This window comes from Candidatus Amarolinea aalborgensis (assembly GCF_900491745.1).
GTDB lineage: Bacteria > Chloroflexota > Anaerolineae > SSC4 > Amarolineaceae > Amarolinea > Amarolinea aalborgensis.
On sequence record NZ_UETR01000003.1, the window covers coordinates 224,326 to 248,641 of the forward strand.

The 24,316-nt window shown below is 62.5% G+C and carries 13 protein-coding genes; all 13 read left to right on the forward strand.

The window, feature by feature from the left end:
- Nucleotides 1–74: 74 nt before the first annotated feature.
- A complete protein-coding gene (locus tag ACPQ6D_RS05730; protein ID WP_423223338.1) occupies nucleotides 75–3,647 on the forward strand; it encodes a substrate-binding domain-containing protein in 3,573 nt (1,190 codons plus the stop codon).
- A gap of 69 nt (nucleotides 3,648–3,716) precedes the next feature.
- On the forward strand, nucleotides 3,717–4,115 hold the full coding sequence (locus tag ACPQ6D_RS05735) for a LacI family DNA-binding transcriptional regulator (RefSeq protein WP_423223339.1): 399 nt from the start codon (nucleotides 3,717–3,719) through the stop codon (nucleotides 4,113–4,115).
- A gap of 143 nt (nucleotides 4,116–4,258) precedes the next feature.
- A complete protein-coding gene (locus ACPQ6D_RS05740; RefSeq protein ID WP_423223340.1) occupies nucleotides 4,259–5,653 on the forward strand; it encodes an ABC transporter substrate-binding protein in 1,395 nt (464 codons plus the stop codon).
- Nucleotides 5,654–5,734: 81 nt separating this feature from the next.
- Nucleotides 5,735–6,664 carry a carbohydrate ABC transporter permease gene (locus ACPQ6D_RS05745; protein WP_423223341.1) on the forward strand — a complete coding sequence of 310 codons (930 nt, stop codon included), beginning with the start codon at nucleotides 5,735–5,737 and terminating at the stop codon, nucleotides 6,662–6,664.
- Complete coding sequence (locus ACPQ6D_RS05750; RefSeq protein ID WP_423223342.1) at nucleotides 6,661–7,521, forward strand: carbohydrate ABC transporter permease; 861 nt, start codon at nucleotides 6,661–6,663, stop codon at nucleotides 7,519–7,521. The genes ACPQ6D_RS05745 and ACPQ6D_RS05750 overlap by 4 nt, the downstream gene beginning before the upstream one ends.
- Nucleotides 7,522–7,556: 35 nt before the next feature.
- A complete protein-coding gene (locus ACPQ6D_RS05755; protein WP_423223343.1) occupies nucleotides 7,557–8,279 on the forward strand; it encodes a glycoside hydrolase family 16 protein in 723 nt (240 codons plus the stop codon).
- 40 nt (nucleotides 8,280–8,319) lie between these two features.
- On the forward strand, nucleotides 8,320–9,147 hold the full coding sequence (locus ACPQ6D_RS05760; protein ID WP_423223344.1) for a glycoside hydrolase family 16 protein: 828 nt from the start codon (nucleotides 8,320–8,322) through the stop codon (nucleotides 9,145–9,147).
- Nucleotides 9,148–9,182: 35 nt separating this feature from the next.
- Nucleotides 9,183–11,138, forward strand: coding sequence for a hypothetical protein (locus ACPQ6D_RS05765; protein WP_423223345.1), 1,956 nt, complete (start codon nucleotides 9,183–9,185; stop codon nucleotides 11,136–11,138).
- A complete protein-coding gene (locus tag ACPQ6D_RS05770; RefSeq protein ID WP_423223346.1) occupies nucleotides 11,024–14,413 on the forward strand; it encodes a carbohydrate binding domain-containing protein in 3,390 nt (1,129 codons plus the stop codon). The genes ACPQ6D_RS05765 and ACPQ6D_RS05770 overlap by 115 nt, the downstream gene beginning before the upstream one ends.
- A 98-nt stretch (nucleotides 14,414–14,511) precedes the next feature.
- Nucleotides 14,512–15,897: a glycoside hydrolase family 30 protein gene (locus tag ACPQ6D_RS05775; protein ID WP_423223347.1), complete on the forward strand. Its 1,386-nt coding sequence runs from the start codon at nucleotides 14,512–14,514 to the stop codon at nucleotides 15,895–15,897.
- 8 nt (nucleotides 15,898–15,905) lie between these two features.
- Nucleotides 15,906–19,127, forward strand: a complete 3,222-nt coding sequence (locus ACPQ6D_RS05780; RefSeq protein ID WP_423223348.1) for a cellobiose phosphorylase — start codon at nucleotides 15,906–15,908, stop codon at nucleotides 19,125–19,127.
- Nucleotides 19,124–21,889: a GH36-type glycosyl hydrolase domain-containing protein gene (locus ACPQ6D_RS05785; RefSeq protein WP_423223349.1), complete on the forward strand. Its 2,766-nt coding sequence runs from the start codon at nucleotides 19,124–19,126 to the stop codon at nucleotides 21,887–21,889. Before ACPQ6D_RS05780 ends, ACPQ6D_RS05785 begins: the two co-directional genes overlap by 4 nt.
- Nucleotides 21,890–22,019: 130 nt before the next feature.
- A complete protein-coding gene (locus ACPQ6D_RS05790; protein WP_423223350.1) occupies nucleotides 22,020–24,299 on the forward strand; it encodes a TIGR03032 family protein in 2,280 nt (759 codons plus the stop codon).
- The last annotated feature ends 17 nt before the right edge of the window (nucleotides 24,300–24,316 follow it).

The window sequence follows — 24,316 nt, forward strand, 5'->3', positions numbered from 1 at the left end:
GTGAGAAGTACACTTCTGGCATGAAGCGTTCCCCAGGAGACCGAGTCGAAGCTGTGTCTAGTCGCGAACACCATATGCGTCCTACGATCGGCGTTCTAGCCGGTTGGCAAATCTACTGGACAGCCAGGCCGCTTAGTTACCTGAGTCCCATCTTTCGTGGAATCCGCGTGGCCGCGGCCGACCTGGGCTGCAACTTGCTGTTGGGCTGCGGTTTAGGCCCAACCGCGGCATCCAGCGACCCTTTGCGCCCCGCCTGGCCGTTCCCTTCGCCGGATGCCGACTTCGTGCCGGTCGGTCCCTGGAACACGGATGGCCTCATTGCGATCAATCCACTGTATTCAGAAGCACGCTCGCGCGATCTGCAGCAAGTGAGAGCCTCCGGCCATCCACTGCAGTTCATCGGTTCCGGGGAACATGGTCCTACGATCGTGGCTGATAACGCGGGCGGCATCCTGGCCGCGATGCAACACCTGGTCGAGCATGGACATCGGCGTATTGCGTTCATCGCCGGCGGCCAAGAGGACATGGCGGGTGACAGCGGCGCGCGCCTGATGACCTACCGCGCCGCGCTGGCCCAGTATGGGCTGACGGCCGATGAGCGCCTGGTGGCCTATGGCCGGCATGACTATGACGTTGGCTACACGGCCATGCAGCAGGTGATCGGCTCTGGCGCCGCGTTTACGGCCGTACTCGCCAGCAACGATGAATCGGCCTTTGGCGCGATGCAGGCGCTGGCAGAGGCCGGCCTGAAGATTCCCCATGACGTGGCCATCATCGGCTTCGATGACCGGCCGGAATGTGCTGTCCAAGAACCAGCATTGACCAGCGTGCACATCCCCCTTTTCAAGATGGGCTATCGAGCGGTGGAACTGCTCCTGCAGCAGATGAGTGAGCGCAGCGAGCCGGTCGAGCCTGTAAAAATGGCAACCCGCCTCGTGCTGCGGGAGTCGTGTGGATGCGGGTGGCGCGAGCTGCGCCTCCATTCGCTTACACCGCCCGCACCAGCGGTCGAGCTGAGTCATGCGCCCGACCGGCCTGCGCGCCTGGCGCACGCGATGACCGAGGCGATCCTGACCGAGGCCCAGAGTTCTACCTTCGACACTGTCTATCGGCATTGCCAGCAATTCATCACGGCGTTTGTCGCTGGCGTAGAACAGCGCGACCGGGCGAGCTTTCAGCGAACGCTGGACGGGCTGCTGCGCGAGGCGGCCGCGGACGGGGAAGGCGTCCACGTCTGGCAAGCGGCGGTCGCGCTCTTGGGCAGCGAGCTGCCGACGCTGTTAGGCTCCTGGGAGCAGCCTGCCACACGTGAGATTGCGCGCGATCTGCTCGATCAGGCGCGTATCGCGATCAGCGCGGCTACGCTGCGCCAGCATCAGCAGTTCGTCGTGGATCAGAGCTGGACGGCTGGACGGATCGGCCTCTTGACGGCCCGCCTGCTCACCGCGCTCGACGAGACGCAGGTCTATCAAATCCTGGGGCAGCGTTTGCCCGAAATGGGTATCCACACGGCCGCGGTCGCGCTCTTCGAGCCTGAAGGGGACGATCCGGTGGCATGGAGTTCCCTTCGCATCGTCACCACGGCCCAACAATCAGTGCGCCGTCACCGGACGCGTGAGTATCCGCCCGCGGACCTCTGCGCCGGCGATCAACCTTTCAGCCAGGCGCTGCTGCCGTTGGTCAACCCGCGCGGCCAATTGGGATACGTGGCGTTCGATACCACCCATCTCGAGCTCTACGGCGCGATCGCGCAGCAGATTGCCGGCGCATTGAACACCGCGCAGTTGTATCGCGAGGCAACGGAAGGCCGGCGCCTGGCCGAAGAAGCGAATCAGATGAAGAGCCGCTTCCTCTCGACGGTGAGCCACGAGCTGCGCACGCCGTTGAATCTCATCGTCGGGTTGGGTGGAATCCTGTTACGGGATCATGATCAGGGGGGCGCACCGCTGCCGCCGGCCGCGCGCAAAGACATCGAACGTCTCAATGCCAACGCACAGCATCTCGGACGGTTGATCGGCGACGTGCTCGATCTAGCAAGCAGCGACGCGGGACAACTACGGTTGACCAACGAACTGGTTGACCTGGGACAAGCCTTGCGCCTGGTGGCCGAAACCGGCCGCCAATTGGCGCTCGACAAGGGTTTGGTCTGGCGCGCAGCGTTGCCCATATCTGGGCCGTGGGTTTGGGGGGATCGAACACGCCTCTGCCAGATCGCGCTGAACCTCATTAGCAACGCGATCAAGTTTACCGCGAGAGGCGAAGTGAGCCTGGTAGTCGAGACTGACGCCGGTTCAGTCACCGTGAGTGTGCATGACACCGGGCTTGGTATTCCACCCGCGGAGCAACAAACGATCTTCGATGAGTTTCGCCGGTCGGAGCGCAGCATCACGCGTGGATATGGCGGCCTCGGCCTGGGACTGGCCATCTGCAAGCGCCTCATCGAGCTGCATGGGGGCGCGATTGGCCTCCATTCGACCGGTCAGGAAGGCGCTGGTTCGACATTCTACTTCACGCTGCCTACAGTGGAACCGCCAGCGCAGTCGCAAAAGGGCCGCGCCGCTGCCCCGTCTGACCAAAGCGTGCTCGTCTTGACCAACCGTGCGGGGGCGGGCGAGCGCTTGCGCGATCACCTGCGTCAGCGCGGATTCGAAGTGCAGATCGCGTTGATGGATGAGCCGGCAAGCTGGCAATCTCGGCTGGCAGTTTCGCCGCCAAGCGTCGTCGTCTTGGATGTGAGCGTCGCATCCGACCACGGGTGGCGCGTGCTCAGAGCCATCAAAGGGAATCCGGGGACGCAGGGAATTCCTGTGTTGTTCTACGCGCTGTCGCCTGACAGCGGGTCGGTGTTGGAACTGGATTATCTCACCAAGCCCATCGAGTTGGCCGAGCTGACGCGCGCCCTCGACCAACACTGGCTTCTCGCAGACACCAAACACCCGCTGCGCACTTTCCTGGTGGTTGACGATGACCCCGATACGCTGGAAATGCATGCACGGATTGCGCAAACGCGCTCGTCTGCGACTCGGGTGCTCAAGGCGCACAACGGTCTTGAGGCGTTGGAGATTATGGGACGCGAGCGCGTTGACCTCGTCCTGCTGGATTTGATGATGCCCGAGATGGACGGCTTTGCGGTTCTGGAGGCGATGCATGAGCGGGAGGCCACGCGGGACATCCCCGTCATTGTGGTCACCGGTCAGACGCTTACCGAGGGGGACATGGCCCGGTTGAACCTCGGTGTGACCAAGGTGTTGAGCAAAGGCTTGTTCAGCCTGGAAGAAACGTTGGCCCACCTGGACGGAGCGTTGGCGCGCAAGCGCGATCTCAGCGGCGAAGCCCAACGCCTGGTGCGCCAGGCCATGGCCTACATCCAGGAACACTACGCCGATCCGATCTCGCGCCAAGACCTGGCCGACCACGTTGGCTTGAGCGATGATTACCTGACCAGTTGTTTTCATAAGGAACTGGGGCTGACGCCAGTGGCCTATCTCAATCGCTACCGCGTCCAGCAAGCCAAGCAGCTCCTGCGCGGCACTCACCTGAGCATCACAGAGATTGCCCTGCAAGTTGGTTTTTCAGGCAGCAGTTACTTCAGCCGCATCTTCCACCGTGAAACCGGCATGACGCCCGCAGCTTATCGGCGTATGTAGGCGTCTACCTTTCAGATTGTTTCCGCAATCTTTCGTAAAATCGGGATGACGCCCGCAGCTGAGCGGCGCATGTTGATCTTCTTCTCAGATTCCTTCGTAATCTTCTCGGAAAACTGCACGTCTCGTTCGCTTTTCGACAAGCTTTATTTCAGCAGAACTCCTATAATAATGACAGATTGTGGAACCGATCCCAACGCCACGCCGGGGGCCGATATGACACTGACTTTGAAGCAGGTCGCTGAACTAGCAGGGGTTTCACGTTCAACCGCGTCACGCGTACTCAATGAACATCCTGGCGTCCGCCCCGAAGTGCGCGAGCGTGTGCTGCAAGTCATTCGCGACTATGGCTTTCATCCTGATCCCACCGCCCGCTTACTCGCCTCCCGGCGGTCTCAGATCATCGAAGCCGATCTGCCAGATGCGAGTTTGAGCGGGACCCCCGCCGGTTCGACAAGAGCGACTGCCTAGCCAGCCTTTCTTCATTTCGCCGCTGAAGTCGCTCCCAGAAACAGCCAGAGGAGGTAGCAAATCGAGCAGACACCGCACAACCTGAGATCACCGACACGTGTTTTCGTTCAATCCCCATACTATGTCATAAGTAGGAGAAGAGTATGATGTCCAAGAAATTCCTGACCCTCGTTAGCATGATCATCGTGCTGACCACGCTGTTGACCGCCTGCGGCGGCGCCGCAGCTCCGACCACGGCCCCTGCGACAGAAGCAACCAAGGCTCCCGCGATGGAAGCGACGAAGGCTCCCGCGATGGAAGCGACCAAGGCTCCCGCGGGCGCGAAAGCAACTCTGAAGGTCCTCGTTCACCAGAATCCTCCCATGGTGGAGTTCATGACCAGCTTCAATGAGAAGTTCCAGGCCAAGTACCCCGAAATCACCGTGGATATGTCGGTTGTGAACGCCAACGACCTGAGCACGGTCACCCAGACCCGCCTGGCCGCCAATGATGTGGATGTTGTGGACATGTTTGGCTTTGCCAATGCGTCCCAGCCGTACATGAAGAACGTGACGCCGCCCAACTGGCAGACCCTGATCGAAGCCGGCCTGTTGATGGACCTCACCGACCAGCCGTTCGTCAAGAACTACGATGCGGCAGCGGTCAAGGACGCCGGTTCTTACAACGGCAAGGTGTATGAGGTCAACCTCGGCCGCGTTTCCTACAGCGGCATCTACTACAACAAGGACATGTTCGCCGCGAACAATGTCAAGGTTCCCACGACGTGGAGTGAGCTCGTGGCGGCTTGCGATGCGTTCAAGAAGGCGAACATTCCCTGCATGACCGCCGGCGGCAAAGACGGCTGGCCAATCTTCGTGGGCGCGTACGGCCTTATCGGGGCGATCTATCCCGACCAGGCGGCCTTGGTCGAAGGTCTGTGGACCGGCAAGATCAAGTGGAACGACGCCAAGTCCCTCGATATGTGGACGAAGATGAAGACCTACACCCAGAACATGATGGAAGCGGGCGCCAGCGGTATTGCTGGCGATGCAGCGCCTGGACGCTTTGCCTCCGGCGCAGTCGCCATGTTCCCCGGCGGCACCTGGTACGGTTCTGCCATTGACACGGCGCAGCCAACCTTCAAGTGGGGCTATATCCCGTTCCCTGGCAGCGATAACGCCGACGATAACAAGTACCTGTTCGGGAAGTATGATCAGGGTTGGGCCATTGCCGCCAACACGCCGAGCAAGGATGCCGCCTTGAAGTATTTGACCGAGTTCTCGGACCCGGCGAACTACCAGGCCTTTGCCAACGCCGTTGGCTTCATCCCCACCCAGCCAACCGCCACCCTGGATACGCAGATCGGCAAGGAAGTTGCACCCTATCTCGCCAACTTCCGTGTGGGTTACGAGCAGTACTGGACCGCACCGAAGGGCGCTGGTCAATATGCCAACCCGTATGCTTCGTACTTCAAGCCGTTCGGCACCTACGACGACCCCAAAGAACTCGCTGACAAGGTGCAAGCAGACCTTCAATCCGGGTTAGACGCGAACAAGTAGCCACCTGTCTGTTGTCCTCTATAGGCTTCTCGCTCCCGGGGCGAGAAGCCTACCCTGTAACATTCAGAACCGAGGCATACCATGGTCAACTATCACTTCGGTCGCGGCCGGGCCAGATGGGCACCCTATCTCTTGCTTCTGCCCGGAATCCTCTTTTACGTGCTTATTAGCCTGGGGCCATCCCTTGCTACCGCCGTATATTCGTTCACGGATGCGACTGGCATCAAAGGCGCGCCGATCCATTGGATTGGGTTGGCAAACTTCAAAGAGTTTCTCTTCATGGGCCAGGCGTCGCGCGACAACTATGACGCCCTGGGCCGGACCCTGCTGTTCTGTTTCTTTGTGACCAGCATCCAATTTGTACTTGGCCTGGTCGTTGCGCTGCTCGTCAATCAGAAGCTGAAGGGCGTCAATTTTTTCCGCACGCTCTACTTCCTGCCTGTGATCCTGGGCGCCGTGATCCAGGGCTTGATCTGGTCGCTCTTCCTGTATCCACTGGGCGGCCCCGTGGCCAGACTGCTGGCATCGCTCGGCCTTCATTCCGAATTTTTTGGCGGACAGCCCAGCGAGGCTTTCGCCTGGGTCATCGCCGTGCAAATCTGGGCCAACCTGGGCACCACGATGATGATCTTCATCTCCGGTTTGCAGACGATTCCAGAAGAACTGTACGAGGCGGCGCGCATTGATGGCGCTGGCTCATGGCAGGTCTTCAAAGAGGTCGTGTGGCCTCTGCTGACGCCGGTTGTCAACACCAATCTGCTGCTGAATATCATCGGCTCGCTGCAGGCGTGGCAGCTCTTCCTGGTCCTCCTCGGATACCGCAACGGGACCCAAGTCCTGGGCTATCTAATTTTCGCTCAGGGTTTCGGTCAGACATCGGGGAGCACCTCAAGCGCATTCCGGCAAGGCTATGCCGCAGCAGCTTCGATCGTTCTATTCTTCCTGGTCCTGGTCATCGGTATGGCCGTGCAGACGATTCTGCGGCGTAGAGAAGAGAGGATACTGGGATGAACATCATGACTGCGAAACCTGCATCCAACCAGGCGTTCAAATCGAAGCGTACAGACTGGGGGCGCATCGGCGCGTATGCGGCCCTGGTGCTCTTTGCTATTATCTACCTCGGCCCCTTACTCATGCTGGTCAACACGTCCTTGAAGACTCTGCCGGAGTTCATGAAGAATGCGACCTCGCTGTCCTCTTCATTTAACTTCAAGAACTTCGCCGACGCCTGGACCAAAGCCAGCTTCCCCCGCTACCTGACAAACACGCTGATTTACACCCTGTCAGCGACAGCCATCTACGTCGTCACGGCAGTGTTTGTCGCGTTTCCGATCTCGCGCGGCTATATCAAGGGCGCCAAGTATGTGCTGACCATGTTCGTCATCGCCCTGTTCTTGCCCGTCGCCCTGATTCCTCAGTTTCAGTTGATGTTGCGCGTCGGGCTGTACAACAATCCGATCGGGTACATCATGCTGTTCCTGGTCAATCCGATTGGAATCGTCATCCTGGTCAACTACATCAAGACCCTGCCCAAGGAGCTGGATGAAGCCGCCGCCATGGATGGTTGCGGATACATGCGCTTTGTGCTCTCGGTGGTCTTTCCGTTGATTCAGCCGGCGGTTGCCACGGTGGCGGTGCTGCATGCCATTGGCATTTGGAACGAGCTGATTCTACCCACGATCTACCTGACCAATAAGGCCTACTATCCTATCACGCGCGGCATGATCGTATTCCAGGGCGTTTACGGCAGCAATTGGCCGACGTTAGCAGCCGCGGTCTTGATCATGACGCTCCCGATGGTGATCATCTTCCTGGTCTTGCAGCGCTACATCGTCTCAGGTTTGACCCAAGGGGCCGTCAAGGGCTAAGCTCAGCGACTCACCTGACCAAAGGAACTTCGAAGATGACATTCCAACCCTGGCAGCTCGTCTGGCATGATGAATTCGATGACGCTGAGATTGACCGCACGCGGTGGTGTCTGGAAACCGGTTACATAGGCGCAAGCAACGCTGAGATGGAAATCTACACGGACCGGCCCGAGAACCTGCGACTGCAAAACGGTATGTTGGTGATCGAAGCCCGCCAAGAGCTGCTTCAGGGTTATCGTTACACGTCTGGGCGTCTGTCAACCTGTGGGTTGCATGCCTGGACGTATGGCCGGTTCGAGGCCCGTCTCAAACTCCCGTTTGGGCAGGGCCTCTGGCCGGCTTTTTGGATGCTTGGCGATGACGTCGCCGAGACAGGTTGGCCCGAGTGCGGCGAGATTGACATCATGGAAGCGAAGGGCAAAGCGCCGGACATGGTGCGCGGCACAATCCACGGGCCGGGCTATTTCCGCGACGACAGCGTCGGCCTGGATTATTTCTTGAAAGGCCAGCGCTTCGCGGATGACTTCCACCTGTTAGCCCTCGAGTGGGAGCCAGATCAGCTCCGCTGGTACGTGGATGACAAGCTGTACAACACCCTCACCCCTGGGGATGTACCAGGGAAATGGGTATTCGATCACCCATTCTACATCATCCTCAATGTCGCTGTGGGTGGTTTCTGGCCCGGTTTTCCCGATGAGACCACGACCTTCCCACAGTTCATGCTGGTGGACTACGTGCGGGTCTACCAGCGGCGCTAGGTGCATAGACTGTTGATTCTGGGGACGGAGGACGACGAACATGAAGAGCGCGCTCAACTCGATTCTGCTCGCAACGGCCCTGATCGTGGCATTGACTGGCTGCGGCGCCGCACCCCAACCGCCCACCGCCACTCCTATCCCTGCGCCGCCTGGTTGGAAGCTGGTTTGGCACGACGAATTCGACGGCGCCGCCATCTCCAGCTCCAACTGGACCTATGACATTGGGGGTGGCGGTTGGGGAAACGGCGAGGCCGAATTTTACACTGCGCGTCCCGAGAACGCGCGCGTAAAGGATGGTCTGCTCCTCATCGAAGCCCTGAAGGAGAAATACGAAGGCTCGTATTACACTTCGGCCCGATTGAAGACCCAGGGACTTCAATCTTTCCAGTACGGACGGATCGAGGCGCGCCTCAAGGTGCCGAGCGGCGCCGGCTTGTGGCCCGCGTTTTGGATGCTTGGCGCGGACTTCGATGGAAAGAACTGGCCTGACTGCGGCGAGATTGACATCATGGAGTACGTTGGGCGCGAGCCTGATCTCATCATGGGCACGGCCCACGGGCCTGGCTATTCGGGCGCTTTGGGTTTCAGCAAATGGAACCGGCAAAAATACAACATTGCCGATGAATTCCACACCTACGCCATCGAGTGGCAAGCCGACCAGATTGACTGGTTTTACGATGGCGTCAAGTATCACACGCTCACTCGCGCCGATGTGGGCGACCGGAAATGGGTCTTCGACCACCCCTTCTTCATCATCGTCAATCTGGCCGTGGGCGGCCAACTAGCCGGCATGATCGGCCTCAATACCGCCTTCCCCGCGCAGCTGCAAGTGGACTACGTACGCGTATTCCAGGCTTCTACCCCCTAAAACCCCGCCGTTACGTTTGGAAGATAGGAAGCGAAATGAAAAACCAAAGATGGCTCATTGCTGCTCTGCTCATTGCAGGCATTGTATCGCAATTCGCGATGCATCCGCCATTCGCTCTCCCGGCAGCGGCTGCGGGACGGCCTGTCTCGGTCACTTGGTCGCCCATCACGTTCGATGATCCGGCGATCACCTACACGCTGACCGACTTCGGCGGCACCAGTTCGAGCGTGGTCCTCGATCCCGCAGGCGGCTCCAACAAGGTAGCGAAGATCATCAAGACGCTGGCTGCCGAATTGTGGGCGGGCACCACGATCTCGACCGGATCGAACTTCTCAGTGCCGCCAATCCCGTTCTCGGCGACGGACAAGATCATGACGATGCGGGTCTGGGCGCCGGCTGCCGGCATCCCCATCCGGCTGAAGGTGGAAGATGCGTCCGACCCCACGAAGAGCTGTGAAACCGAGGCGGTCACGACGGTAGCCAATGCCTGGCAGACCTTGACCTTCAACTTTGCCAACCAGGCCCCGGGCACCGCAGCTTTGAACCTGGCCTACACCTACAACAAGGTGTCGGTGTTCCCGAACTTTGGCTTGACCGGCGCGCAGATTGGCGCTGACACGACCTACTACTTCGACGACCTGGCCTTTGCAGGGTCATCACCCACGACGCCGACGCCCACACCGCCGCCGGCGAGTTGGTCGCCCATCACGTTCGATGATCCGGCGATCACCTACACGCTGACTGACTTCGGCGGCACCAGTTCGAGCGTGGTTCTCGATCCGGCGGGCGGCTCCAACAAGGTAGCGAAGATCATCAAGACGCTGGCTGCCCAGTTATGGGCGGGCACCACGATTTCAACCGGGCCGAACTTCTCGGTGCCGCAGATTCCCTTCTCGGCGACGGCCACGACCATGACGATGCGGGTCTGGGCGCCGGCTGCCGGCATCCCGATCCGCCTGAAGGTGGAGGATGCGTCCGACCCGACGAAGAGCTGTGAAACCGAGGCGGTCACGACGGTAGCCAATGCCTGGCAGACCTTGACCTTCAACTTTGCCAACCAGGCCCCGGGCACCGCAGCTTTGAACCTGGCCTACACCTACAACAAGGTGTCGGTGTTCCCGAACTTTGGCTTGACCGGCGCGCAGATTGGCGCTGACACGACCTACTACTTCGACGACCTGGCCTTTGCAGGGTCATCACCCACGACGCCGACGCCCACACCGCCGCCGGCGAGTTGGTCGCCCATCACGTTCGATGATCCGGCGATCACCTACACGCTGACTGACTTCGGCGGCACCAGTTCGAGCGTGGTTCTCGATCCGGCGGGCGGCTCCAACAAGGTAGCGAAGATCATCAAGACGCTGGCTGCCCAGTTATGGGCGGGCACCACGATTTCAACCGGGCCGAACTTCTCGGTGCCGCAGATTCCCTTCTCGGCGACGGCCACGACCATGACGATGCGGGTCTGGGCGCCGGCTGCCGGCATCCCGATCCGCCTGAAGGTGGAGGATGCGTCCGACCCGACGAAGAGCTGTGAAACCGAGGCGGTCACGACGGTAGCCAATGCCTGGCAGACCTTGACCTTCAACTTTGCCAACCAGGCCCCGGGCACCGCAGCTTTGAACCTGGCCTACACCTACAACAAGGTGTCGGTGTTCCCGAACTTTGGCTTGACCGGCGCGCAGATTGGCGCTGACACGACCTACTACTTCGACGACCTGGCCTTTGCAGGGTCATCACCCACGACGCCGACGCCCACACCGCCGCCGGCGAGTTGGTCGCCCATCACGTTCGATGATCCGGCGATCACCTACACGCTGACTTCGGCGGCACCAGTTCGAGCGTGGTCCTCGACCCCGCAGGCGGCTCCAACAAGGTGGCGAAGATCATCAAGACGCTGGCGGCGGAGTTATGGGCCGGCACCACGATTTCAACCGGGCCGAACTTCTCAGTGCCGCAGATTCCGTTCTCGGCGACGGCCACGACCATGACGATGCGGGTCTGGGCGCCGGCTGCCGGCATCCCCATCCGGCTGAAGGTGGAAGATGCGTCCGACCCGACGAAGAGCTGCGAAACCGAGACGACCACGACGGTGGCCAATGCCTGGCAGACCCTGACTTTCAACTTTGCCAACCAGGCCCCGGGCACCGCGGCCTTGAACCTGGCGTACACCTACAACAAGGTGTCGGTGTTCCCGAACTTTGGCTTGACCGGCGCGCAGATCGGCGCTGAGACGACCTACTACTTCGACGACTTGACCTTCGGCAGCGGTAATGTGCCGCCCGTCGGCGGCAACTCGGTCATCGTGGATGACTTTGAAGACGGGCTGCTGCCATCCGGCACGGATCCAAACGGAATCGGCGTTGACTTCATCACGTGGAATCACCCGGCGGCCAGCGCGGCCATCTCGATCATTGACAATCCGCCGGCGCAGGTGCCGGGCGCGGACGCGGGCAACAAGGTGCTGCGTGAGGCGCTGACCATCGGCGGCGGGCAGTGGGCCGGCTACACCCACGCATTTACGAATGCGGCCGCCAACCAATGGCTCTCCCAGGACTGGAGCACCTACGAAGGCGTCAGTCTGTGGCTGTATGGCAACAACACCGGCGGTTCGCTGTTCCTGGATGTCATGGACAACCGCAATCCCGGCTCGACGACCGACGACGCTGAGCGCTGGAGCGTTGATATCCCGGACAACTTCACGGGCTGGCGCTTCTTCCAGTTCGCCTGGGGCGATTTCCATCGCAAGGATATCGGCAACGGCGCGCCCAACGACGGCTTTGGCCGCACCGAGATTCACGGCTACGGCATCGGCGGCTACGGCTCTGTCCCCATGGGTTCGCAGGTCTACTACGTTGACGACGTTGGCGTGATCGTGCGCACCACCGCTATTGACGATTTCGAAGATGGGCTGCTGCCGTCCGGCACCGACCCGAACGGAATCGGCGTTGGTTTCATCACGTGGAATCACCCGGCGGCCAGCGCGGCCATCTCGATCATTGACAATCCGCCGGCGCAGGTGCCGGGCGCGGACGCAGGCAACAAGGTGCTGCGCGAGGCGCTGACCATCGGCGGCGGGCAGTGGGCCGGCTACACCCACGCATTTACGAATGCGGCCGCCAACCAATGGCTTTCCCAGGACTGGAGCACCTACGAAGGCGTCAGTCTGTGGCTGTATGGCAACAACACCGGCGGTTCGCTCTTCCTGGATGTCATGGACAACCGCAATCCCGGCTCGACGACCGACGATGCCGAACGCTGGAGCGTTGACATCCCCGACAACTTCACGGGCTGGCGCTCCTTCCAGTTTGCCTGGGGCGACTTCCACCGCAAGGATATCGGCAACGGCGCGCCCAACGACGGCTTTGGCCGCACCGAGATTCATGGCTACGGCATCGGCGGCTACGGCTCCGTCCCCATGGGTTCGCAGGTCTACTACGTTGACGACGTGACGATCTACGGCAACACGGGCGGCGGCCCAGCGCCGCTGCAAGCCCAGTTTGCCCTGACCCACTACACTGTGACCGAGGGCGGGCTGGCTACTATCAGCCTGACGCTTTCGACCGCGCCTACCCAGACGGTGACAGTGGGCTATCGAACGGCCGAGGCGTACGCCCGGCCCAACCGGAACTACATTCCGACCAGCGGCAGCGTGATCTTCGCCCCGGACGAGACCGAGAAGACTTTTACCGTGCAAACCCTGGCCGACGGTAAGCCGTCTGGCGATCAACAGGTCATGCTCAACCTGAGCAGCGTCACCAACGCCGCCTTTGGGTACCGACGCCGCGCGCTTCTCACGATCACCGACACCAATGCCGCCAATCCGGCCATGGTGGATGACTTCGAGGGGCATCACCCCTTCCAGGCCGAAGGCCGCGTCAGGCTGACGATCAGAGATATTCCTGCGGGCAGCACCCTGGCCGTGCCTGGCCAGGGGCCGTATGAGCAGGTGCTGAAGATCAGCGTGCCTGCCCCCGCTGAGGCGAGCAGTACGGCCAGCATCACTCGCACCTTTGCCGCCGGTCAGAACTGGAGCGGCTACGGCAACCTGGCATTCTGGTTCTACGGCGCCAACAGCGGCGTCCCCGTCAAGGTCAAGCTGTTGGACAACCAGGCGCCTACGCTGCCGCCCCCCTCGCAATGGGTGATGGCCTGGAGCGACGAATTCAACGACGTTGCCGGATCGCCGCCCGATGCCAATGCCTGGGGCTATGAGCTCGGCGACGGCACCATGAACGGCATTCCGGGCTGGGGCAACAGCGAGGAGGAGTTCTACTCCGACAGCCCCGACAGCGTAGCCATGGACGGCAACGGCAACTTGAGGCTCCGCTTGCAGTCGCTCGATCCCGCCACCACAGACAAGGTCTGCTGGTACGGCCCCTGCAAATACACCTCGGCGCGGCTGCTCACCAAGAACCGCACGGAGTTCCGCTACGGTCGCATCGAGGCTCGCGTCCTGGTGCCGTCGGGCGAGTCCGGCCTCTGGCCTGCTTTCTGGAGCCTGGGCACCAACATTGACCAGGTTGGCTGGCCGCAAGCTGGCGAGATTGACATCATGGAGTATGTCAGCCGCATACCGACCGAAATCTTCGGTACGATTCATGGTCCGGGCTACTCCGGCGGCAACGCCTATGGCAATACCTACAACTTTGGATCGCCGGTTGCGGCCGCCTACCACACCTATGCCGTGGAGTGGGCGCCCAACGAGATCCACTGGTACGTGGACGGCATCAACTACCATAACGCCACCCCGGCCAACGTAGCCCCCAACGAATGGGTCTACAATCATCCGTTCTACCTGCTGTTCAACCTGGCGATCGGCGGCAACTTCGGCGGCTCAATCTCGCCCAACCTGACCTTCCCACAGGATATGCTGGTTGACTATGTGCGGGTCTACCAGGCGGCGGACACGGCCGAGCGCTTCGAAGCGACGTTTGTTGACAACATTCCTGGCTGGCGCCAGATCGTCATCCCGTTCTCGGCCTTCACGCGCAGCGCGGTGCAACCGGCCGGCGCGCCCAACGACGGCCTGACGCTAACCAACATGACAGGCTACGGCTTCGATCTGCAGGTTGGCCAGAACGCCGCCCCAGACAGCCGCACCTTCCACCTCGATCAGGTGCATCTCACGATCACCGCGCCGACGGCCGTGACCATCGCTGAAACCAGCCGGACTCAACCGGCGCCGTGGCTACCCCTGGCGGCGGCGATGACGGTCCTGGCGCTGCTCGTCGCGGCCCTCGTCGTGCGACGGCGCCTCGCCTAGCTCTTCCGACGCCAGACGCCGGGCCGCATGTCACTATGCGACCCGGCGTCTGGTGGTCATCCCCTCCTGCAAACCGATTGCGATCTGGAATGCGACCCATGATGCACCTGCGACACTTTTGTACGGCCCAGAACACCGCCTATCGCCTCACCGAGCTGCCGCCCCTCACCCCAGGCACTGCCGCCGATGCGCCCGCATCCGTCCTGGTTGACCCGGCGGTGCGTTACCAGGAGATCGAGGGCTTCGGCGGCGCGTTCACCGAAGCCGCGGCGCTCACCTTCTTTCGTCTCCCGCCGCCGCGCCAGGCCGAAATTTTGCACGCTTACTTCGATCCTGTCCACGGCCTGGGCTACACCCTGTGCCGCACCCACATCAACAGCTGCGACTTTTCCCTGGGCAACTACGCCTATGATGAGGTGGACGGCGACGTCGATCTGCGGCGCTTTTCGATTGAGCGCGACCGCCGCGCGCTGATTCCGCTGATCCGAGCCGCGCAGGCGGCCGCGGGCCGGCCGATCCGACTGCTGGCCTCTCCCTGGAGCCCGCCCGCCTGGATGAAGACCAATGGCGATATGTGCCACGGCGGCAAGCTCAAGCCAGAATACCGCGCGGCCTGGGCGGCCTATTACGGCCGCTACATCCGGGAGTACGAGGCTGAAGGCATCCCCATCTGGGGCCTGACTGTGCAGAACGAACCACTGGCGACCCAGGTATGGGAATCGTGCATTTATACGGCCGAGGAGGAGCGCGACTTCGTGCGCGACTACCTGGGCCCAACCCTGGCCGCGGCGGGGTTGGGCAAAGTGCGCTTGTTGATCTGGGATCACAACCGCGATCTGATGGTCGAGCGCGCCAGGGCAGTGCTGTCTGACCCGGCCGCGGCGCAGTACATCTGGGGCATTGGGTTCCACTGGTACGTGCATGATCGCTTCGACAACGTGCTGTGGACGCATGATGCCTTCCCCGACAAGAGGCTGGTCTTCACAGAAGGCAGCCAGGAAGGCGGGCCGCACCTGGGCGAGTGGCACGTGGGCGAACGCTACGCGCACTCGATGATCAACGATCTCAACCGCTGGACGGCAGGTTGGATTGACTGGAACCTGCTGCTGGACGAAACCGGCGGCCCCAACCATGTCGGTAACTTCTGCAGCGCGCCGATCATTGCTGACACACGAACCGGCGAGCTGCACTATCAAAGCTCCTTCTATGCGATTGGGCATTTTGCCCGTTTCGTCCAGCCGGGTGCACGGCGCATCCTGTGCGCGACCTCGCATGACGCGCTGGAAGCAGCCGCATTTCTGAATCCCGATGGGCAAATGGTCGCCATCGTGTTGAACAGATCAGACGAGACGATCCCCTTTGCGCTGCAGACGCCTGGCGCCGAGCGCACCCGCGACCCTGACTTCGGCGAGCTCAGTCCAGCCGCGTGGTCGGCCGCCGCCCTCCCTCATTCCATCGCGACCTATGTTTTCAGGACAAAGTGAATTCACTTATGAAATCATACCATTTCGATCCTCTCGACCGTTTCGTCATCGAAGACTACGACACGATGCCGCCGTTCTCCAGCTTCCTGCCCGGCATCGCGGGGCCACTCGGCATTCCCCTGTGGGCGTTTTATGTCAACAGGGGTCAGGCCATCGCCAGCTTCGGCGTTGGCAGCAAAGATATGCCGATCATGGAGTTCCAGCCCGCAAACAAAGCCTATCAGATGGCGCCGTACACCGGGTTTCGCACCTTCATCAAACGTCGCGACGCCGCAGGCGAGTGCTACTATGAGCCATTTTCTGCGCTGATCCCGGCCTCATCGCAGGACGCAGCGCAGCGCAGCGAGAGCGTCCGACCATCCCGCCGGATGTCTATTGGCCCAAACGAGCTGGAACTGGAAGAAACGAGCGCGGCGCATGGTTTGCGCACCACCGTCCTCTATTTCACCCTGTCGGGTGAGCCGTTTGCAGGACTGGTGCGCCAGGTGACAGTGACCAATGTCGGGGCCGCGGCGGTGACGCTCGATCTGCTGGATGGCTTGCCCATTGTCATCCCCTTTGGCATCAACGACAGGCTCTTGAAAGATATCAACCGCACGGCTGAGGCGTGGATGGCAGTCACAAACCTCGAGAACGACGTCCCGTTCTACCGCGTACAGGCCAGCGTTGGAGATGAGGCTCAGGTAGAAGCAGTGGAGGCAGGGAATTTCTACCTGGCTTTTGCCGATGGGCCGGGCCTTCCCGGTCTCGGCCGCTTTGTTGATCCAACCATCGTCTTTGGGACCAACACAGCCCTCAGCTTTCCAGACCGCTTCCTGGCGCATCCGCTGGCCGAACTCCAGACCATGCGCCAGATCACCGTGGGTCGCACACCGTGCGGCATGGGCAGCGCGACGGCAACGCTGGCGCCTGGTGAAGCCATGACGCTGTATGCGATCGTTGGTCACGCCAGCGACGTGGCGCTCATCAATCGAGCGCGCGGCCGTCTCAGCCAACCCGCGTACATCGCCGCCAAACGCACGGAAGCGCAGGCGTTGGCGCGATCTCTCAGCGATCCTATAGCCACGCAGACCAGCGATCCCCGGTTCGATGCCTACTGCCGGCAGAGCCTGCTGGACAACACGCTGCGAGGCGGTTGGCCGGTGCGCCTGGGCAGGCACATCTATCATCTCTATGGTCGCAAACACGGCGATCTGGAGCGAGACTATAACGCCTTCTACCTGGCGCCGGAGTTCTACTCCCAAGGCAACGCCAACTACCGCGATGTCGCGCAGAACCGGCGCAGCAACGTGCTGCTCAAACCTGCCATCGGCGATTTCGACGTGCTGGCTTTCCTCGGGCTGATCCAGGCTGATGGCTACAACCCCTTGGTGGTCAACGGCAGCCGCTTCACGGTGCCGCCTGACCGCCAAGGCGACATTCTCAAGCTGGCCCGGCAGCCAGCAGACCTGGCGATCCTATTGGGCAGGCCCTTTACCCCCGGCGGGCTGCTGCAAGCCGTCACCGATCGCGGCATCGGGCTGACTGTCTCACCGCAAGAGTTCATCGCGGCTGTGCTGACGCAGGCCGATGCAAGCTTCGAGGCCACGTTTGGCGAGGGCTACTGGGTTGACCACTGGTTCTACATCCTCGATCTGCTCGACGGTTACCTGGCGGTCTACCCCGACCACCAGGACGAGCTGCTCTTCGGCAAACCGGTGGCGCCCTATTTCGACAGCCCCGCGTTCGTGCAGCCCCGCGCGGCCAAGACCGTGCTGGCCGATCATGGGAAGGTGCGCCAGTACGGGGCCGTGATCGTAGATGACGAGAAGGCCGCGCTGATTGCGGCTCGCCGACATACGCCTAACCTGGCGCGGACCGCGCACGGTCTGGGCGAGGTTTATCGCACGACTGTCTTTGCCAAGCTGCTGGGGCTGGCGGTGATCAAGTTCGCCACCCTCGACCCGCTGGGCATGGGGATCGAGATGGAGGCGGGCAAGCCGGGCTGGTGCGATGCACTCAATGGCCTGCCCGGCCTCTTCGGCTCATCGTTGTCCGAGACGTACGAACTGGGGCGGCTGCTCGACTTCCTGCTGGCGGCGCTGGCCGAGAAGGGCGCAGCAGGTGGATCGCCCGTGGAACAGGCCGATCTGTTAAGGGATGTGGGCGCAGTTGACCGCGTATCACGCTACGCGACGCCGATCGCGATTTTCGTTATTGGGATGCGACGGCGACGCGCGCGAGGCCTATCGCAGGACCGCACTCGGTTGGGCTTCGACGGACGCACGGAGACCATTGATTTCGCAACCCTGACGCCGCGGCTAGCCCTGCGAGACAAAGTGGCCTCAGGCATCGCCCGCGCAGAGGAGCTTACAGCCGGCATCCCGCCCACTTACTCACCTACGAAGCCCTGGCTTACGACACCTTTGCCGACGCCAGCGGCAGCCGCTGGCGGACGATCATGGTCGGCCCGCGGTGCGCGTGGGTTTCGCGCAGAGCGTCTGCCTCCTTTTGAAGGCCCGATGCACGCCCTAAAACCAAAACGGACCTTGCTGACGCCCGCGCCCTCTACCGCCAGGTCAAAGAAAGCGCTGTACGACCGCAAGCTGGGCATGTACAAGGCCAATGCGCCGCTGGAGGCCTGTTCGCGAGATCGGCTGGCTGCGCATTCACGCCGGGCTGGTTGGAAAACGAATCGGTCTTCTTGCATGGCCTACAAGTACCTGTTGGAGGTGCTGCGTGCAGGCTTGTGCGACGAGTTCTTTACCGATGCGCCGCGGCTCGGCGCCGTTTCTCGATCCCCACACCTACGGCCGCAGCCCGTTGAGAACTCATCCTTTCTCGTCAGCAGCGCCCATCCCGATGAGTCGCTGCACGGTCGCGGTTTCGTCGCCCGGCTGACCGGCGCGGCAGCCGAGTTCATCAGCATCTGGTCGCTGATGATGGCCGGCCCGCGGCCATTTTTCATGCAAGATGGGGATCTTTGCCTGGCCTTCAGGCCAGCTTTGCCTGGCTGGCTCTTCCGTGAGGATGGTGCACTTACCTTCACTTTCCTGGGTCAGTGTGAGATCGTTTACCACAAGCCTCCGGGCGCAGGCGACCCATCCACAGTCACAGCCGTAAAACTGCACTTGCCAGCAGGCCAAGAGATCAGCCTGCCAGGCGGCCTGATTGGCGCCCCGTATGCTGCCATGGTGCGCAGCGGAGAGATCAAGCACATTGAGATGACTTTGAGTGAGAAAACGCAATGACAAATAACAAAACCCTGGGCTGGCAGTTCATAGGCGACGACGGCGCCTTTGTCTTGGACGCGCCCCACAAGAACAGCTATCTCTATTTCCCGTTGGTGAACGAGGCCGGCATGATGTCTGTCGCCACGCCGACGCTGCATGGAGACGTCAAGACCGGGCAGAACACTTTTTTGACGATGCCAGTTTCGGTCGAAGATCTGCACAACACGCGTAGTGCGCGCAATTTCTGGGTGGCCGTGCCAGGCGCGTCCCCCTGGTCGGCCACCGGCAACTCCGCTCCGCAGATCAGCCAGACCTTTGTGGAGGATGGCGATGAGACGGTCATGCTGCGCGCCGGGCTGCTGTGGCACCAGGTCACGCGGCAGAACCGGCGCCTTGGCCTGACCGCAGAAGTCCTCAATTTCGTGCCTGCGAGTGATGACCAGGTGGAGCTGATGCAGGTAACGCTGACGAACAGCGGGCGCGCGCCCCTGACGCTCACCCCGACCGCGGCCATTCCGCTCTACGGTCGCTCGGCCGACAATCTGCGCGACCACCGGCACGTGACCTCGCTGCTGCATCGCATCCGCACTGTCCACCATGGCGTGGTGGTGCGGCCAACCCTCACTTTCGACGAGCGCGGTCACCGGCCCAATAGCGTGAGCTATGCGGTCTTGGGCGCGGAGGGGGACGGCGCGCCGCCGGTGAGCTTCTTCCCCGTGGTCGAGGACTTCATCGGCGAGGGCGGCAACCTGGAATGGCCGGCGGCGGTGGTGCAGCCGGGAATGGCCGGCCTACCTGCGGGGGCGGCCGTTGACGGCTATGAAGCGATCGGCGGGCTGCGTTTCGCGGAGGTCACGCTGGCCCCAGGGGAAGCGCGCACTTACATACTGATCCTGGCCGTGGACTTCGGCGAGCTCAGTCGGGCCGCAGCCGAGGCCGAGCCAGGTGAAGAGCTGGTGCGCCGTTACGGCAGCGCGGCCCAGACCGCGCACTGGCTGCAGGTCACAGCGGCCCACTGGCAGGACATGGTGCGGCCGCTGGCCTTTCACAGCGCAGACCCTCGCTTCAACGGGTGGCTCAAATGGGTGGCCGTGCAGCCGTTTCTACGCCGGTTGTTCGGCAACTCCTTTGTGCCCTATCACGACTATGGCCGCGGCGGACGCGGCTGGCGGGACCTGTGGCAGGACTGCCTGGCGCTGTTGATGTTGGAGCCGGAGCCGGTGCACGATCTGCTCTTCAGCAGCTTCGCGGGCGTGCGCGTGGACGGCAGCAACGCGACCATCATCGGCAGCCGGCCGGGTGAGTTCCTGGCCGATCGCAACAACATCCCGCGCGTCTGGATGGATCACGGCGCGTGGCCCTATCTGACCACGCGGCTGTACCTTGATCAGAGCGGTGACCTGGCGTTTCTGCTGCAAGAGCAGGCTTACTTCAAGGATGCGCATATCAACCGCTGCCAGGCGCGGGACGCGAGCTGGACGCCAGAGCAGGGCACGCAGCTGCGCACCCGCGGGGGCGAAATCTACCACGGCAGCGTGCTCGAACATTTGCTGATCCAACACCTGACCGCTTTCTTCAATGTGGGCGCGTCCGGCAACAACATCCTGTTGGAGGGCGCTGACTGGAACGACGGCATGGATATGGCCCGCGTGCGTGGAGAGAGCGTCGCCTTCAGCGCGCTCTACGCCAGCAACCTGGCCGACCTGGCCGAGCTGGTGCGCGCCCTGAAGCGATTGGGGGTGGCCGAGGTCGCGTTGGCCGCGGAGCTGCGACCGCTGCTCGACACCCTGGGCGCAGCCGTGGATTACGAGGATCCGGCCGCCAAGCAGGCCCGGCTCGCCGCGTACTTCGCGACGTGCGGACAGGCCGTTTCGGGCGACAAGGTCGGCATCACGCTGTCTGATCTGGCGCATGATCTGGAGACCAAAGCCGCCTGGCTCAGCCATCACATTCGGACGCAGGAGTGGATCACCGACAGCCACGGGTGCGGTTGGTTCAACGGTTACTACGACAACGAGGGCCGCCGCGTCGAGGGCGATCACCCGCACGGCGTGCGTATGACGTTGACCGGCCAAGTTTTCGCGTTGATGGGCGGCATCGCGACCGACGCGCAGGCGGCCGCGATCGTGTCCGCAGCCGATCGCTACCTGTACGACCGACGCGTCGGCGGCTATCGGCTCAACACCGACTTTGGCGGCATGCAGTTCAGCTTGGGGCGCTGTTTCGGCTTCGCGTTTGGTCACAAGGAAAACGGCGCGATGTTCAGCCACATGGCGGTGATGTACGCCAACGCGCTCTATCGGCGGGGGATGGTGCAAGAGGGCTTCAAGGTGTTGGATGAGATTTATCAGCAGTGTGCGGACTTTGGGGTCAGCCGCATCTACCCCGGCATCCCGGAGTATATCAGCGAGCGGGGTCGCGGCCTCTACCCGTGGCTGACCGGTTCTGCAAGCTGGTATCTGCTGACGCTGCTGACCGAGGCTTTCGGCGTCAAAGGAGACCTGGGCGATCTGGTTCTGGAACCGAAGCTGGTGGCCGCGCAGTTCGACGCCGCCGGCGAGGCTTCTGTGCGTTCGCAGTTCGCTGGTCGCGACCTCGATGTGATCTATCAGAATCCGCAGCGCCTGCAGTACCCCGCGTACCGCGTCCTGCAGGTGACCGTGGACGGCGCGGCTGCGCCGATCGAACGGCCGGGCGCGTCGGCGCGCCTCAGTCGCGACGTCATCGCGCAGTTGACGGCCGGCGCCGTGCATCGGGTGACCGTGAATCTAGGGGCGTGATGCGCGGACGTTTGAGCGTGCCAGGCTGCTGACAGGCGCCTGCCACGCGTGGCTGCCGTTAGTTCAAGCCCGCCATGGGAGCGCAATGTGCACCCGCGGCGGGCTTCTGATTATTCAATGTGGGATAGACATGGCAAATCAGAACAGGAACAGCCAGGGCCGTGACCCTGCGGCCAGCAGTATCCCGCTCACGAGCGTCTACACCAACAATCTGCCCGCGATCCTCGACCACTTTGGCATCAGCCTGGTGGTCAGCACGTACCAGGCGGGAAAAGTGATTCTGGTGCGCAGCGATGGCGGCGGGATCAACACCCACTTTCGCGACTTCAACAAGCCGATGGGCATCGCCGTGGATGGCCAGCGGCTGACGGTGGGGGGACAGAACACGGTTTGGTACTTCCGTAACATGCCGGCGGTGGCGCCCAAGCTGGAGCCGAAGGGCAAACACGATGCCGCCTATCTCCCCCGCCAGGTCCATGTCACCGGCGACATTGATATCCACGAACTGGCGTGGGGCAAGGAGGACCTCTGGATTGTCAACACCCGCTTCTGCTGCCTGTGCACACTGGAACCCGATCACAGCTTCACGCCGCGCTGGCGGCCACATTTCGTGTCGGCGCTGGCGCCCGAAGATCGCTGCCACCTCAACGGCCTGGCCATGGTGGGCGGCAAGCCCAAATACGTGACCGCGCTGGGCCAGACTGACACACCCGGCGGCTGGCGCGCGAACAAACGCGGCGGCGGCGTGCTGATGGATGTGGAGCGCAACGAAGTGCTCCTGGAAGGGCTTTCTATGCCGCACTCACCGCGCTTGTGGGCGGGGCGGCTGTGGCTGTTGGAGTCAGGGCAGGGCAGCCTGGCCTATGCCGACCTGCCGAACCATACCTGGCACACCGTGGCCACATTACCGGGGTTCACGCGCGGCATTGACTTCGCCGGGCCGCTGGCCTTCATTGGCCTTTCCCAAGTGCGCGAGACCGCGGTTTTCAGCGGCATCCCCCTGGTCGAGCGGCAGCAGGAGCGCATCTGCGGCGTGTGGGTGGTCAACGTGGAAACGGGCGAGACCGTCGCGTTCTTGCGCTTCGAGACGGGCGTGCAGGAGATCTTCGCGGTGCAGATCGTGCCGGCGCGCTACCCCGAGATGCTGGAGTTCGGCGACGAAATCCTCAACCACTCCTATGTGCTGCCCGACGCGGCCATGAAGGACGTGCCCGCGGTGCTGCAGGAGCCTTTGCCCGCGGCCGGCCCGGAGCAGCCGGCCGGCTTCGTCGAGGAGATCAACCGCGGCGCCGCGCGGCTGGACCAGGACAAGGTCGCCGAGGCGATCGTCCACTTCGAGCGGGCCAAGGCCCTCGCGCCGGAGCGGGCCGAGGTCTACAACAACCTGGGCAACGTCGCGACGGCCGAAAACCGGCTGCACGACGCGGTCGCGCACTACCAGCACGCCATCCGCCTCGACCCTGCCATGCCCGACGCGCACATGAACCTGGGCATGGCCCTGCTCAAGCTGGGCGATCTGCCGGCCGGCTTCCGCGAGTTCGAGTGGCGCTGGCAGACCCGGCAATTTACCCCCTTCATGCCGCCGCACCCGCGCTGGGACGGCTCGCCGCTGCCCGGCAAGACGCTGTTGGTGCACACCGAGCAGGGCGCGGGCGACGCCATCCAGTTCGTTCGCTTCGTCCAGCAGGCGCGGCCACGCGTGGGCAAGGTGCTGCTGATCGCGCCCGACTCGCTGAGCGCGCTCTTCGCCACCGCGGCTGGCGTGGACGAGATTCGCGGCGCGGGCGCGATTGCCGAGCAGGCTTTCGACGTGCACATCCCCCTGCTCAGCCTGCCGATGGTGTTGGGCGCCACGCTGCAGACGATCCCGGCGCAGACTCCGTACCTCTCGGTTCCACCCGATCGGCAGGTGAATGTCTTGAGGATGGGCGACGGACGACCAACGACGGGCGGTAAGTCGCCGCTGCGGGTAGGGATCGCCTGGGCCGGCAGCCCCACCCAGGGCAATGACCGCAACCGCTCCGCCCGCCTGGCCGATTTTGCGCCCCTCTTCGAAATTCCGAGCATCGAATGGCACAGCCTGCAAGTTGGCGAGAAGTCTGACGATCTGGACTCCTCATTCCTCATTCATCATTCATCATTCATCAAAGACTGGGCCGACACCGCCGCCATCGTTAGCCAGCTCGACCTGGTGATCAGCGTGGACACGGGGGTGGCGCACCTGGCCGGCGCGTTGGGCGTACCGGCGTGGGTCCTGCTGTGCTATGCCCCCGACTGGCGCTGGCTGCTGGAGCGCGCCGACAGTCCGTGGTACCCGTCCGCCCGACTCTTTCGCCAGCCGCGGCCCAAGGATTGGGCCAGCGTCATGGCCGAGGCCGCCGCAGCGCTGCGTGCGCTCGCTGCCCGTTGACGCCTTGCCAGCCGGCC